This window comes from Algoriphagus resistens (assembly GCF_001442615.1).
Lineage (GTDB): Bacteria > Bacteroidota > Bacteroidia > Cytophagales > Cyclobacteriaceae > Algoriphagus > Algoriphagus resistens.
The window spans coordinates 364,380-377,590 of sequence record NZ_LMXN01000005.1; the positions used below are offsets into that span (position 1 = coordinate 364,380).

A 13,211-nucleotide genomic window follows, 5' to 3' on the forward strand; every position below is an offset into this window, starting at 1 on the left:
GAAAGGTTATCCCACTGGACAAATCAGGACTGCCGGAGTATGTTGTAGCCAATCAAAAACAACATCGGCAGGATCAACAAGATCCGCAGAAAAAACAGCTGCGGAAATCCCGGTAGCTGTCTGGAGAGCGCGGGTGTATAGTTTGAGAGCCTAACGATTATCTATCCTATTCTGAACCTTATTAATCTATAACATGATCAAGTACAGCATCAATAGAGGTATCAACAAGCCCATGGAGTTTAAGGGGCTGAAAGCGCAGTATATCGGATATCTGGCGGCAGGCCTGGGACTTACGCTGATTGCATTCGCAATCGGCTATGTCATGGGGATGTCCATGTATAGCTGTCTTGGGGTGGCGGTGGTGCTGGCAACAGCGGATTTTGTGCTGGTGTTCCACCTGAGTGCTACCTATGGTGAGCATGGTCTGATGAAGAAAATGGCCCAAAATCACGTGCCGGTCAGTGTGATAATCAGAAGCAGGAAAATCTTTTATAACCTGATAAAAAGCTGATCATGGAACTGGAGCAACTATTTCCACTTTACAAAGTGGAGCATGAGCTGATCCTTTCCCGGGTGGGGGATATGACCGCAGCCTTTGAAGTGGGATTGCCTGAACTGTTTTCACTTAGTTCTGCGGGATTTGAGGCTGTCCACCATGCCTGGAACAAGGCGGCAGGGGTGTTAGGGGGAAATACCATACTGCACAAACAGGATTGGTTTGTTGACGGCTCCTATCAGGCGCGATTTGAAGGACAGGATCATTCCTTCCTTTCACTTTCCAGTGAGCGCTTCTTTGCGGAACGGCCGCATCTTAACCACCGCTGCTTACTGTATATCACCAAAAGACCCAGGGGAAGTAAGCTTGGGAATTCGGCTGTTTCCAATCTGCTGAGAAAAACACTCGTTCCGATAGAAATCCTGGAAGGCAGTGCAACGGAAGAGTTCCAGAATGTACTCGGACAGCTTGCCCAGATTCTTGGCGATGCCGGGATTGGATTGAAGCGGTTGAATGGGGAGCAATTGACTGGAACCCCGCTAAAGCCAGGTATTTTGGAGGAATACTTAAATCTTGGTGGGGTGGGTATGCTTTCGGATATCCAGTTTAAACCGGAGTGGAAAATAGGAAGCAGGTATGTACAGCTCTATAGTCTGGGGGAGGTGGAGAATCTGCCTTCCACGGTCAGTCCCCATAGAAGTTATGAACCCTACGGGACCGATCAGAGCGAATTTCCAATCGGCTTTTCCACGCCTGTTTGTACCCTGCTTCCCTGTAATCATATCTATAACCAGGTCCTGTTTGTTGAAGATCACCAAAAGAAGTTAAAAGAGCTGGAATCCAAGAGGCAACGGCTGGAGTCTCTGGCCAACTATTCCAGAGAGAATGCCATTGCACGGGATGCTACAGCCGAATTTCTAAACGAGGCTATTTCCACAGGAAGAAAGGCGGTTAAGGCACATTTTAATGTAATGTGCTGGACAGATAGATCCGAAGATCTAGGGATGCTGAGAAACCATGCAGCCGGTGCGCTGGCCAAGATGAATGTGGTGCCCAAACAGGAAACCGTCGGCGCTCCGCAGATTTTCTGGGCAGGCCTTCCGGGAAATGAAGCTGCTTTTCCGGTGAATGAAACCTTCGATACGTTTATCGGGCAGGCGACCTGCTTTTTTAATCTGGAAACCCATTACAGGACTTCCCGAAGTCCAGTAGGAATACGTTTGGGAGACCGGATCACAGGGTATCCTGTCCATGTGGATATTTCCGATGAGCCGATGAAGCAGGGGCTGATCACCAACCGAAACAAGTTTGTGCTGGGACCCTCGGGCTCAGGGAAATCCTTTCTGACCAATCACCTGATGCGGTCTTACTATGAACAAGGTACACATGTGGTATTAGTCGATGTGGGTCATTCCTACCATGGACTCTGCGAGATGGTCGGTGGATATTATTTTACTTACGAACAGGACAGTCCGATCCGCTTCAATCCCTTTCATGTGGAAGGGAGAAAACGGCCGGAAACCGAAAAGAAGGAAAGTCTGAAAACCCTACTCATCGCGTTGTGGAAAAAAGAGGATGAGGTATTCAGGCGCTCAGAGTATGTGGCAATTTCCAATGCGTTGTCCGGGTATTTTGGGCTCTTGGAAAAGAACCCGGAGATCTTCCCCTGCTTCGACACCTTTTATGATTTTCTGAACAATGAATTTAGGGATGTTTTAAAGCGGGATGGTGTAAGGGAGCATGACTTCGATGTGGACAATTTTATGTATGTGTTGCGCCCGTATTACCGGGGAGGGGAGTTTGACTACCTGCTGAATGCCCGGGAAAATCTGGATCTGCTGCAGCAGCGCTTTATAGTTTTTGAACTGGATAACATCAAGGATCATCCCATTCTGTTTCCGGTGGTGACCCTGATGATCATGGAGATATTTATTTCCAAAATGCGGAAACTGAAGGGTATCCGAAAGATCATCCTGATTGAGGAAGCCTGGAAAGCCATAGCTAAAGAAGGGATGGCAGAGTACATCAAGTACCTCTTTAAGACGGTACGGAAATTCTTCGGGGAGGCCATCGTGGTGACCCAGGAAGTGGAGGACATCATGTCGAGCCCGATCATCAAAAATGCCATCATCAACAATGCGGATGTGAAGATCCTGCTGGATCAGAGCAAGTACCAGAACAAGTTTAAAGACATACAGGAGTTGCTGGGACTGACCGATCAGGAGAAGGCAATTATTCTATCGATGAACAAAGCCAAAGAGGTCGGCAGGAATTACAAGGAGGTGTACATCAGTACCTACAAAAAGGTATACCGTGTGGAAGTGAGCCGGGAAGAGTACCTCACTTATACGACTGAGGAGCGGGAGAAAATGCAGGTGGAGGAATACACCCTAAAATACGGTAACCGCAAAAAGGCCATACAGATCCTGGCCGAAGAACTCAACAACCAGCAGTCATGAACATCAGAAAAAGAATTATTGCTATGAGTATTCCGCTGACTATTGGATTTACGGTACTGCCCAGCCAAAATGCTACTGCAGTACCGATTAATGTAATTATTGAGGTGATTAAGGCAGCGGTGAAGAAAGTCATCCAGGCGATTGATCTGAAAATCCAGCGTCTTCAGAACCAAACTATCTGGCTTCAGAATGCACAGAAGGTTTTGGAGAATAAACTGAGCAAGCTCAAGCTTCAGGAGATTTCTGATTGGACTGAAAAGCAGCGGAAGCAATACGACGAGCTCTTTGAGGAACTCTGGAAGGTCAAGCGGATCATAGCACAGTTTCAGCGGGTGCGGGATATTGCCGCTATGCAAAAACAGCTGGTCAGGGAATATCAAAATACCTGGGGGCTGATCAACAGTTCTGCTGTATTGGCATGGGAGGAAAAGAAGGTGATCAGTGGGGTATATCAACAAATCCTTGAGGAGTCGCTGCAGAATCTCAGCCATCTAACAGGGGTGATGACTTCATTTACCACCCAGATGAATGATGCAGACCGATTGGCTTCCCTTCATCTGGCGGAGGACAGAATCCGCAAAAATCTGGTGGATTTAAGATCGGTTAATTCACGGAATATGCGCCTAATCCATTCCCGTGAATTACTACCGCTCAACAACCTAAAACAGAACTATGATTTGGATGAACAGTAACTATTCCTGGGGAGTAAGCAGGGTAATTCTCCTGCTGGTAATGATGTGTTTTGGGCTATGTGTAACCGCACAGACCCTGGCGGAGTGGACCAAGCAAAAGAAGCTGCAGACCAGCTACAAACTCAATCAGATAGTTGCGCTCTCTGCCTATCTGGAGGTGGCAAAAAAAGGATATGAGGTAGCTAGGGTAGGATGGAGTCTGATCGGAGACATTCAGGACGGTGAATTCTCACTTCACTCAAATTACTTCGGATCCTTGGCAGCTGTCCATCCTGTAGTCCGGGATTATCCGATTGCGCTGGAAATACTGAACCTGTATAGACAGATTAACAGCGAGGTGGATTGGATGGATTATTATTTGATTGATCAGACGATGCTGGAAGATCGGGAGATTTTGGCTGTCAAAAGCTTCAATTGGAAAATTGAAGAGGAGTCCGGTTTTGTCATGGGTGAACTCAGGGAATTACTGACTTCGGATAGCTATGAAATGGATGATGGGGAGCGGCTGGCTGCGATAGATGGATTGTACGTCGGGATCCAGCAGCTTTTTCAAGCCTTGAAGGCCTACAATGGGCGAATCCGAACATTGGAAATGCACAGGAAAAGGAAAGAAATCCAACAGCAACAGCTTAACAGTTTCTATGATGTCAGGTAAAATCAAACAACTTATTTGGCTCGGGATGATTCTGGTTGCGGTACTTAAACCTACTCTTGGAGTCAGTCAGACGCACGAGATTACGCAGCTTGTCCTCAATTATGAGAAGCTCATCCAGATGAAAAAAATACTCGACAACATGTATAAAGGCTATACCATATTGGACAAGGGGTATAATACAGTCAAAGGAATAGCCGAAGGAAATTTCAGGCTCCACGAGGCATTTTTGAATGAACTCCTTACCGTGAGTCCTGAAGTCAGAAAATATTATAGGGTAGCCGAAATCATCCAATACCAGCAGCGGATTCTAAGCGAATATAAATCCACCTATACTAAGGTTGCCGATGGGGATTCTTTTTCTGTTGCGGAGCTCGCATTTCTGGTGGAAATGTATGAAGGACTGTTTAAAGCTTCGCTGCGTAATCTCGATGAGCTGGTACTGATTCTCACGGCAGGGGAGTTGCGAATGTCGGACTTCGAAAGATTGGAAGCCATTGATCGCCTGCATAGGGAAATGTCAGGATTGTTGGTCTCTCTACGGGAAATAAACAGTGAGATTAATTTACTTGGTAACCAACGAAATAGAATAAGAAATGAACGTAAGTCCATTCTGGAATTAAACGGAATTAATCGATGAGAACACAAGCCATTTTGCTGGTGGGAATCCTATTCCTGCTCACCCAATCTGCCCATGCACAGACTATTTCAGGGGAGGTGGAAGGGCTGCATGAGGTATTGTCCAGGTTATATGACGAAATGATTCCGCTGGCCAATGGGCTGATCACCGTCGCAAGAGCGTTGGCAGGATTTGCAGCCATCTGGTATATCAGCATGCGGGTGTGGGGTCATATTGCACGCTCGGAACCTATTGATATGTATCCATTGCTTCGCCCTTTTGCAATAGGGTTGGCAATTATGCTTTTTCCGCAGGTGCTTGCCGTGATCAACGGGACCATGTCCCCGATTATCCGTGCTACCTCTGAAATGGTGGAAGGTAGTAACCTGGCCATTGCAAGGCATATAGAAGAAATGGAAACTGCGGAACCGGAGCCTTATATGAGTTACCTCAACGAAAGTGCAGCTGAACACCATCCGGAAAATATAAAGGAGGTGGGTTTGTGGGAGCGGATGACCAATGAGCTTTTCGTGTTCAATCTGAAAGCTATTGTCAGCAAGCTGATTTCAGAGTTTTTGCAGCTGCTGTTTTTTGCAGCTGCCCTCTGTATTAACACCGTCCGCACCTTTCAGCTGATAGTGCTTTCCATTCTTGGTCCGCTCGTCTTTGGTCTGTCTGTCTTTGATGGGTTCCAGCATACAATGGCGGCTTGGTTTGCGCGCTACATCAATGTGTCCATGTGGCTTCCGGTTGCCAATATCTTTGGTGCCATCATCGCAAAAATCCAACTCAATATGATGGTACTGGATGGGGATTTTACGGCCTCGGTAGGCTACTTGGTCTTCATGATCATTGCCATTATCGGTTATATGACGGTGCCCAATGTGGCGGGATTTATTGTACAGCCTGGTGGTAGGGATGGGCTTCTCAATAATGCCACAGGGGCAGCCAAGTCCGGTGCGTTGGGTGGAACCCGGGTTATTCAACAAGTCATCAAATAAGGGCCTATGTTTCAAAATCTAAAAAATCTGGATACCGCTTTCCGCCATGTCAAATACCTCTCCTTTGCAGTTACTCTGGGTTCTTTGTGCCTGTCTGGATACCTGGGGATGAAGGCAATACAGGCAACCCAAGCAGCACAGGAACGGATCTATATCCTGGCAGAAGGGAAAGCGCTGGAAGCTTTTTCGGCTACTAAAAAAGAAAATATACCGGTAGAGGCAAGGGATCATGTGACCATGTTCCATCATTATTTCTTCTCTCTGAGTCCGGACGAAAACTTCATCAGGGAGCAAGTGTCCAAGAGCCTGTATCTGGCGGATGGTTCTGCCAAGAAAGTCTATGACAACCTGCGGGAAAGGGGCTATTACACAGAAATCGTATCAGCCAATATGAATCAGACCGTGGAGACGGACAGTGTGAACATCTCGATGGATTCTTATCCTTTTATTTTCAGGTTTTACGGAAAGCAAAAGATCATCCGGCCTACTTCGGTGGTGACCAGAAGTCTGATCACCAAAGGAAGGCTGCGGCATATTGACCGCACGGATCAGAATCCCCACGGATTTCTGATTGAAAACTGGGAAACCCTTTCCAACGAAACGATAACGGTGCAGAAACGATGAGGATACTGGGGATTACTGTTTCGGTTGCAATTCAGGAAAGTGCCTTTCTTGAAAAATATGCTTCTCTGCTTTCCAATAAGGTCAACCGGCTCCCGGAGCAGGCAAAAAAGCAATTGATACTTGCTTTTATCCTGCTTTCTAGTGCGGTGCTAGGGGGTAGTCTGATGCTGGGAATACCCACAGAAACTACCGATTCCCTGCGTATCCCTGCCTGGGAACCTCCGCTGATTTATTACGACTCACTGCTCCACAAACCAATAACCAATCCATAACATGCAACAGCTAACTGAAAAACAGAAAAAAGAACGCAAATTTTTACTTGCACTTCCCATCCTTACCCTCCCATTCCTTTGTCTTGCCTTCTGGGCCATGGGCGGAGGTACGGGTGAACCAGGTATAGACGAACAGCAGAAAGGATTGAACATGACGCTACCCGAAGCCCAGGTTGAATCGCACGCGTTGAACAAACTGGAATCCTATGAACAGGCGGAAAAAAGGGCTTCGCAGGTACGGGAGCAAAGGAGGATGGATCCATTTGCCGATAGTTCAACAGAGAAAGAGGATACTTCACCTCGTTCTATTGCACACACAGGACAGGAAAGTACACTTCAGGAAACGGAAAACGAGGTGCAGGAAAAATTGTTTACCCTGGAAAAACTACTAAACCAACCGGATCTACGGCAGGAACCTGTCGGGCAAGAAATTGTCCCGGTTGAATCCGAAGCACCGGGGCAGGGGGGTGCTTCTGGCGATCCTGATCTGCAAAGGCTGGAAGTCCTGATGGCATCTGTTATCGCCCCTGAAATGGAAGACCCTGAGATGGAGCGGATTGATTCCATGCTGGATAAATTACTTGATGTACAGCATCCACAACGGGTTCATGAACGCATGTCACAGACAAATGAACGGGAAGGAGAGGCTGTTTTTTCTGTCAGTTTGGATCGGGATAGTCCTCAAACGGAGTATTTTGAGGAACCTGCCTATCCACAAAGGGAACGAAATGGGTTCTATTCACTGGATAACGATAAGCAGCAATCCTTTGCTACCATTCGGTCTGCTATTACTGCACAGGTGACCAAAGATCAGGAAGTGGTAACGGGTGCTTCCATCCAAATGGAACTGACCCAGTCCGTATTCATTGATGGGGTGGAATTTTTAGCGGGTACGCCTGTAACCGGAGTCTGTACCCTTAACGGTGAACGGCTGAATATTGAAGTCCAACGCATCCGTTCCGGTAATCTGATCATTCCGGTCAATCTAAACGTGGTGGATCTGGATGCACTCCCCGGAATAAAGATCCCCAATGCCATCACCCGTGATGCGGTCAAGCAAGGAGCTGGTGACGGGATCCAGTCCATGAATATGATGGGGATGTCATCCTCCTGGGAGGCGCAGGCTTCCATGGCCGGGATGGAAACAGTAAAAGGCATCCTGTCCAAAAAAACAAAATTGGTTAAAGTAACCGTCAAAGCAGGCCATCCGGTTCTCTTGACGGATCTTTCCGGCAATTGATTATCCACTAAAAAACAATACATGATGAGAATTTCAATGCTATTGATAGCGTTTGCGCTATCCCGGATTTGCTGTGCCCAACTAGTTCATGAGGCACAGACGGAAACGTATCCGATTCAGATCGGATGGGACAAAACCACTGTGCTGGTTTTTCCTTATGAAGTGGTCAGTGCGGATTTTGGAAGTCCGGCTGTGCTGTCCCAAAAGGACAAAGCTGCTCCCAACGTGCTGAAGCTGAAAGCTGGAGTAAGACATTTTGCTTCCACGAGTATGTATGTCATTACAACAGAAGGCAAACTGTATCCTTTTACGGTGGGCTTCACAGAATATCCGGATGCCAGACCCATTGATATGGGAAAGCAACAGGAAGTCGAATATGCCAAAGCCCTGTTGGAAGGATCGGTAATGAACGCGGCTGACATTTCTGCTGTGATCAATGACCTGTCCCAGCGGACTCCCGATAGATTATTCTGGGGAAAAAAGAGGGGTATGATCCGGTTGGGACTGGGGGAACTAGTTGAGAAGGAGGGGGTGCTCTTCCTTCAACTGGCAGTTGAAAATGAAAGCCGGGTGGACTATCTGCCAAAAAAATGGCTGTTCACAGTTCAGGACAAAAAGCAGACGAAACGCACTGCGATCAGAGAACTGACCATGGAACCGATAGCTTTCAGTCCATTTCAAGGTGTTGGCGGTAAGTCAGCAGGGTTGGCCGTCTTTGCATTTCCCCGTTTTACCATCTCTGATGCAAAGGAACTTTCCATTCAGATTTTTGAAAGCAATGGTGACCGCAATCCGGTCGTGACGCTCTCAGGGAAGAAACTGCTTCAGGTTAATCCCATTTTAATTTCTAACCAAAAATAACCCAATCATGACAATAAAGGAAAATATACAGGAACTGCAGGACCGGCTGAAATATTCAGGATTCTGGGAGACACTGAACAAAGACCTGGAAAAACAGATCAAGGCCAAGAAAAGCGATTTTGAACTGAACATGACCAAGGATCTTAGGGATAAAAAACTCGGGTACGGCTTACATTTTAGAAAGTCGGATGAGGGCAGGTATTATTATAATGGCTTTGATGCCAGATTAAGTACACCTGAGGGAAAAGAAGTGTCCCAACGCTTTTATCAAAACCAGGGCATTACGGCCAAGGAGGCATTGAATCTGTTGGAAGGTAGGTCAGTCTTCAAGAGCCTTTTCTCTAAGGAGGGAGAGCGGTATAATGCCTGGTTGCAACTGGATCTTGGGATTAGGGATGAAAAGGGGCAACACCCGGTAATCCAATATCACCAGAATTATGGGTTTAAACTGGAGGATGCGGTGAAGGAATTTCCATTGAAAGACTTGAAATACCCTGACAGGCTTGACCTGTTACTTTACAGCCTTAAGAAAGGAAACCGCCACGAGGTTGAAATTGAAGGGAATGATTCCAAGTTTCTGCTTGAGGCCAATCCAAGGTATAAAACATTGAATATTTATGATGGAGAGGGAAAACGCATGAAATACAATGTGATGAAAGCTGCCCAGGACCTGGTAGAAGCTGAAGCCAAAAAAAATCCCCAGACAAAGAATAGATCAAAAGGAGTGAAGGTGTAAGTTTAAACGTTTTATACTGTGTGATTTTTAATCCAGAGCCCGGCCAAACAGCCGGGTTTTTTGTGAGCTGGCTTTTTTAAGACTTCAGGCATCACCTGCTGGAAGATGAAGTAAGGAGTGGTTCTTATTATTTCGGTACAAAGTTAGGCATCCTAAATAATTTCAAACTTAAACGTAGTTATCATGGAAGCTGTAAATCAATCAATCAATCTCAATGAAGTAACAGAAATTACGCTGGGCTATAAGCCAAGAGTAAAATCATCCCAACGTCCCAAAGTGGAATGTTCCAGACAGGTATACGAGGTATTGTACAAGTTTTGGGACAAAGATACACTGGAGCTGGCCGAGCACTTTCAGGTTATGCTACTGAATAGGGCCAACAGGGTATTGGGAATCTGTACGGTTTCAAAAGGAGGTACTGCAGGGACAGTCGTGGATACCAAATTGGTTTTTGCGGCAGCATTGAAAAGTTGCTCCCAGTCCCTGATCCTTGCCCATAACCATCCTTCAGGGAACCTTTTGCCTTCTGAACAGGATAAGCTGCTGACCAGAAAGCTGGTTAGAATCGGCAGGGAACTGGATCTTCCTGTTCTGGATCATGTCATTGTCACTGCCGAAGGATATTATTCCTTTGCAGATGAAGGGGAGCTCTAGGCTTCCTTTTTTTTGACTTCAAATGACTTTCGAATTAGATTTTAGGGATATCAGTTTACATTATTCATTTGTGATTTTTTTCGCTGTTTATGTAGTCTTTCCTAAGGTGCTAAGTCTGTTCTTCATTTAATTCTTGGATTTTCTGTTTGAAATAGTTTAAATAGCTAAGCACAAACTTTTCTTTCGTTTCAAATTCCTTATTTAAAAGGTCTTCAAGAAAATAGATGTCTGTAACTTGCAAAAATGAAGGCAGAGAGGCGTACCGTGGGCTTATGGCTCACGGCCGTCTCGATTGGGCCCTGTTTTTAAATTTTAAATTTCTTTAGAAGGTCTGCAATTGCTAATGTTCTCTTAATTGTCATTGTGTTGTCAAACATTTCTAAAACTTTAGTTCTATTTATCTCCACTTCAATTTTGGGTGTCTTTAAAAGCTGGTTTTGAATTGCGGGTGTTATTTTACTTCTCAGCAAATTCTTATTTGTCCCAATTAAATAGAATTTATCACTGAACTCTTTATTTTCTTTGAAGTCTATATCTCTTCTTAAAAAAAAGTCCAACACTTTATCTACTGGAGTCTCTGGTGTGATTAGTGCATTACCAAAATCTATAGGAACCTCTACTATTCCAAAATTAAGAATTGCTCCTGCTTCGGTCACTGAACCTTTTCCCCATATACGATATAGGAAACATATACATTTATAATACGAATGTCTTGTGTGTCCTCATTTAGTCTAAATATATTTATAATCTGAAAGTCCCTGTAGTGGCTTAAAAGTTGGAAAGTCCTTAGGTAAGATATGTAGTCAAACAGGTTTTCAATTTTATCACAGTCAATCACTTGAACTGAATACTTCTTTTGCAGTTCTTCATAAGTCCTATGAAAAGTTCGTATTTCGGTGTCTTCTAAATCAAATCCTTCTATGTTCATAAAATTGGGCCTGTTATGCGGTCGGCTTTCAATTTTAAGTTCTGTCGTTCTACCCATTTTAGTTCATTTGGTAATTCTTGATTTGAAAATTCAATGTATATTACTCGTCTTTTTTTATTGTCCTGCTGGAACTATGTAAAATTAAAGGTTTCATTATCATAATCCCGCCTTTTCCAACTTTGCAAGTCGATTCAGTTTCTCTCGTCCAGTCAATTGTTTCAGGTCTATATATTTTCTTTGAATGCGATTTTGGAATTACTCTTAATGCACCATTATTTTCATCTGTGTCGTCAAGGTGAATTCTGATTGTGTAAATATTCTCTAAAATTTCAATTGGTGGTTGAACGGCAAATTGATTCTGCTTTGTTGTCCAAGGTCCAAAGTTTTCAAGTTCTACTTTTTTGTCAACCGAAATTGTCAAGTCTTGGTGGTAGGAAACATACCAATTTGAAGTTTCTGGTTTGTCAAAATAAATGCTCTTAACCACGAAGTAATTGTCACCAAAAAGTTGTCTAACAACGTTTTTTAGATTGTCGTTAAATACCAAATTTTTCGTTTCGGGAATTTCTTTTAAAAACTGTCTGATTGCAAAAAGATCAGCAGATTTTCTAAATGTTTCTTTGTCATTGTCGGCTTGGTCAATAGTTATCAAAATTTGTTCTATTTCCTTGTCAGAATAGATATTGTCAACAGTCGTAAAACCATTTTCTATAAGGTCAATTTTATGTTTTTCGGTTACCGTCAGTTTCATCGATGTCGGCTTTTTTTATTTTAATCTTATTTCAATTCTCTTGTTTTCTGGTTCAATGTCAATCCAATCCATCGAGTCCGAGCTTGGAATGCAGTCAATAATTTCAGTTCCTTTCGCATATCGACCCAAGGCATATTGACCAAATCGAATCGTCATTTCATATTCATCTTGTCCGTCTTTCCCAATCCAAGCTTTTGTCACAATTTGCCTTGTGTCATTTACACTTTTATTAGTCAATTGATTGTCAGGGATTGGATTCCAAGAAATTCCGTCACACCAAAACCCATTGAGGTCTTGTCGGTCAGAATTTTCAAATGTCTGTCCGAGGTGATATGCTAAATGAGTACAGAAGTTCTCATTAAACGGAATGTCCTTATATGTCTCTTGGTCTTTCATTTTTTTAGCTGAACCACAACACCTGTGGTTATAGCAGCTCCGCTGCTCTACTGCGTCTATATCGCCATTGTCCACAGATCTTCGGGGTTCTACTTTGACTAAATTAAGGATTTCGTCGATCCCATCAAGCGGGCTTTGAATATTTTTATTTGGAATCTAAAGTCCAGCCGAATCATCAAAGCATATTTGAATAATCCCCAGAATCAAACGGTGCGAAAAACTATGAAATGCTGATCGAGGAAATTATCCCCAAACTAAACTGAGCACAAAATGGCAAAGAAGCTAAACGACCCAAGCAAGGGAAATGAAAACATAGGGACAAAACAAAGAGGCTTGGGAATGCTGATCAACTCAGAACCCGAACCACCGCAAAAAGAAAAAAAATCCAGTAAAGAATTTGACACAGAGGATGTGAAAATTTACTCCCTTCGGATCCCTACTGAAATGTTTGACAAGTTAAAGTATGAGATAGGAAGGGAAACGAAATCGTTCATGAGGGATTTGATTTTGAAGGCTGTAGCGGAGCATTATGGGATTTAACGGTTACCATAGCCGCTGGCGAAGGCATCGCCCGTAGCCTAGCGGCTATGGAGTGTTATCTGGCGTGTTCTTTTTAATTTATTTCCAATTCTAATGTTGCTATTAGATCCCCTTGACAATTTATCAGTCTCAAATCATAATTTCCGGTAGCAAGCATAAAAACTTTCTCTTCTGATACTATAAACTGATCTACTGGTATGGCATCATTAGCTTCACCTTTACGAATCGCTTGAATTAGATGCTCTTTATAATCCATCAATTCTGTGGGTAAAGGAATCTCATTCAAATCC

General features: G+C 44.2%; 17 protein-coding genes and 1 pseudogene. 13 read left to right on the forward strand and 5 right to left on the reverse strand.

Going from position 1 to position 13,211, the window contains the following annotated elements:
- Positions 1–193: 193 nt before the first annotated feature.
- From AS141_RS12125 to AS141_RS12180, 12 genes are all read left to right on the forward strand, one after another.
- Complete coding sequence (locus AS141_RS12125; protein WP_057937923.1) at positions 194–511, forward strand: DUF4133 domain-containing protein; 318 nt, start codon at positions 194–196, stop codon at positions 509–511.
- Positions 512–513: 2 nt separating this feature from the next.
- Positions 514–2,955 carry a TraG family conjugative transposon ATPase gene (locus tag AS141_RS12130; RefSeq protein WP_057937924.1) on the forward strand — a complete coding sequence of 814 codons (2,442 nt, stop codon included), beginning with the start codon at positions 514–516 and terminating at the stop codon, positions 2,953–2,955.
- Positions 2,952–3,647 carry a hypothetical protein gene (locus AS141_RS12135; protein ID WP_057937925.1) on the forward strand — a complete coding sequence of 232 codons (696 nt, stop codon included), beginning with the start codon at positions 2,952–2,954 and terminating at the stop codon, positions 3,645–3,647. The genes AS141_RS12130 and AS141_RS12135 overlap by 4 nt, the downstream gene beginning before the upstream one ends.
- Positions 3,637–4,302: a hypothetical protein gene (locus tag AS141_RS12140; protein ID WP_057937926.1), complete on the forward strand. Its 666-nt coding sequence runs from the start codon at positions 3,637–3,639 to the stop codon at positions 4,300–4,302. Before AS141_RS12135 ends, AS141_RS12140 begins: the two co-directional genes overlap by 11 nt.
- Complete coding sequence (locus tag AS141_RS12145; RefSeq protein ID WP_057937927.1) at positions 4,289–4,939, forward strand: hypothetical protein; 651 nt, start codon at positions 4,289–4,291, stop codon at positions 4,937–4,939. The genes AS141_RS12140 and AS141_RS12145 overlap by 14 nt, the downstream gene beginning before the upstream one ends.
- On the forward strand, positions 4,936–5,919 hold the full coding sequence (gene traJ, locus AS141_RS12150; RefSeq protein WP_082632276.1) for a conjugative transposon protein TraJ: 984 nt from the start codon (positions 4,936–4,938) through the stop codon (positions 5,917–5,919). Before AS141_RS12145 ends, traJ begins: the two co-directional genes overlap by 4 nt.
- A 6-nt stretch (positions 5,920–5,925) precedes the next feature.
- Positions 5,926–6,543, forward strand: a complete 618-nt coding sequence (traK, locus tag AS141_RS12155; protein WP_057937928.1) for a conjugative transposon protein TraK — start codon at positions 5,926–5,928, stop codon at positions 6,541–6,543.
- Positions 6,540–6,815: a hypothetical protein gene (locus AS141_RS12160; protein WP_057937929.1), complete on the forward strand. Its 276-nt coding sequence runs from the start codon at positions 6,540–6,542 to the stop codon at positions 6,813–6,815. The genes traK and AS141_RS12160 overlap by 4 nt, the downstream gene beginning before the upstream one ends.
- 1 nt (position 6,816) lies before the next feature.
- Entirely contained in the window at positions 6,817–8,055 is a 1,239-nt protein-coding gene (gene traM, locus AS141_RS12165; RefSeq protein WP_057937930.1) for a conjugative transposon protein TraM, read from the forward strand.
- Between the two features lie 21 nt (positions 8,056–8,076).
- Entirely contained in the window at positions 8,077–8,916 is an 840-nt protein-coding gene (locus tag AS141_RS12170; RefSeq protein ID WP_057937931.1) for a DUF4138 domain-containing protein, read from the forward strand.
- A 7-nt stretch (positions 8,917–8,923) separates the two neighbouring features.
- A complete protein-coding gene (locus AS141_RS12175) occupies positions 8,924–9,652 on the forward strand; it encodes a hypothetical protein (RefSeq protein ID WP_057937932.1) in 729 nt (242 codons plus the stop codon).
- A gap of 183 nt (positions 9,653–9,835) precedes the next feature.
- Entirely contained in the window at positions 9,836–10,306 is a 471-nt protein-coding gene (locus tag AS141_RS12180; RefSeq protein WP_057937933.1) for a JAB domain-containing protein, read from the forward strand.
- A gap of 305 nt (positions 10,307–10,611) precedes the next feature.
- Here the strand turns inward: AS141_RS12180 and AS141_RS12185 are convergent, their stop codons facing one another.
- From AS141_RS12185 to AS141_RS12200, 4 genes are read right to left on the reverse strand one after another with little or no spacing between them, the layout of a single operon-like run.
- Positions 10,612–10,962 (reverse strand): hypothetical protein, encoded by a 351-nt coding sequence (locus AS141_RS12185; RefSeq protein WP_057937934.1) that lies wholly within the window; start codon positions 10,960–10,962, stop codon positions 10,612–10,614.
- Positions 10,959–11,291, reverse strand: coding sequence for a hypothetical protein (locus AS141_RS26860; RefSeq protein WP_198293536.1), 333 nt, complete (start codon positions 11,289–11,291; stop codon positions 10,959–10,961). The genes AS141_RS12185 and AS141_RS26860 overlap by 4 nt, the downstream gene beginning before the upstream one ends.
- A gap of 43 nt (positions 11,292–11,334) precedes the next feature.
- Positions 11,335–11,985, reverse strand: coding sequence for a phytanoyl-CoA dioxygenase family protein (locus tag AS141_RS12195; protein WP_198293537.1), 651 nt, complete (start codon positions 11,983–11,985; stop codon positions 11,335–11,337).
- A 15-nt stretch (positions 11,986–12,000) separates the two neighbouring features.
- On the reverse strand, positions 12,001–12,381 hold the full coding sequence (locus AS141_RS12200; protein ID WP_157243455.1) for a hypothetical protein: 381 nt from the start codon (positions 12,379–12,381) through the stop codon (positions 12,001–12,003).
- Between the two features lie 270 nt (positions 12,382–12,651).
- On the opposite strand from AS141_RS12200, the gene AS141_RS12205 reads away from it, so the two are divergent.
- Positions 12,652–12,921: a hypothetical protein gene (locus tag AS141_RS12205; RefSeq protein WP_232424886.1), complete on the forward strand. Its 270-nt coding sequence runs from the start codon at positions 12,652–12,654 to the stop codon at positions 12,919–12,921.
- Positions 12,922–12,994: 73 nt separating this feature from the next.
- Here AS141_RS12205 and AS141_RS12210 read toward each other — a convergent pair.
- Positions 12,995–13,211, reverse strand: a pseudogene (locus AS141_RS12210) (hypothetical protein); the annotation flags it as partial.

Bases quoted from the DNA above. Each gene is read 5' to 3' on its own strand.
- AS141_RS12125 (WP_057937923.1), top strand. From the start codon at position 194: ATGATCAAGTACAGCATCAATAGAGGTATCAACAAGCCCATGGAGTTT.
- AS141_RS12130 (WP_057937924.1), top strand. From the start codon at position 514: ATGGAACTGGAGCAACTATTTCCACTTTACAAAGTGGAGCATGAGCTG.
- AS141_RS12135 (WP_057937925.1), top strand. From the start codon at position 2,952: ATGAACATCAGAAAAAGAATTATTGCTATGAGTATTCCGCTGACTATT.
- AS141_RS12140 (WP_057937926.1), top strand. From the start codon at position 3,637: ATGAACAGTAACTATTCCTGGGGAGTAAGCAGGGTAATTCTCCTGCTG.
- AS141_RS12145 (WP_057937927.1), top strand. From the start codon at position 4,289: ATGATGTCAGGTAAAATCAAACAACTTATTTGGCTCGGGATGATTCTG.
- traJ (WP_082632276.1), top strand. From the start codon at position 4,936: ATGAGAACACAAGCCATTTTGCTGGTGGGAATCCTATTCCTGCTCACC.
- traK (WP_057937928.1), top strand. From the start codon at position 5,926: ATGTTTCAAAATCTAAAAAATCTGGATACCGCTTTCCGCCATGTCAAA.
- AS141_RS12160 (WP_057937929.1), top strand. From the start codon at position 6,540: ATGAGGATACTGGGGATTACTGTTTCGGTTGCAATTCAGGAAAGTGCC.
- traM (WP_057937930.1), top strand. From the start codon at position 6,817: ATGCAACAGCTAACTGAAAAACAGAAAAAAGAACGCAAATTTTTACTT.
- AS141_RS12170 (WP_057937931.1), top strand. From the start codon at position 8,077: ATGATGAGAATTTCAATGCTATTGATAGCGTTTGCGCTATCCCGGATT.
- AS141_RS12175 (WP_057937932.1), top strand. From the start codon at position 8,924: ATGACAATAAAGGAAAATATACAGGAACTGCAGGACCGGCTGAAATAT.
- AS141_RS12180 (WP_057937933.1), top strand. From the start codon at position 9,836: ATGGAAGCTGTAAATCAATCAATCAATCTCAATGAAGTAACAGAAATT.
- AS141_RS26860 (WP_198293536.1), bottom strand. From the start codon at position 11,291: ATGGGTAGAACGACAGAACTTAAAATTGAAAGCCGACCGCATAACAGG.
- AS141_RS12195 (WP_198293537.1), bottom strand. From the start codon at position 11,985: ATGAAACTGACGGTAACCGAAAAACATAAAATTGACCTTATAGAAAAT.
- AS141_RS12200 (WP_157243455.1), bottom strand. From the start codon at position 12,381: ATGAAAGACCAAGAGACATATAAGGACATTCCGTTTAATGAGAACTTC.
- AS141_RS12205 (WP_232424886.1), top strand. From the start codon at position 12,652: ATGGCAAAGAAGCTAAACGACCCAAGCAAGGGAAATGAAAACATAGGG.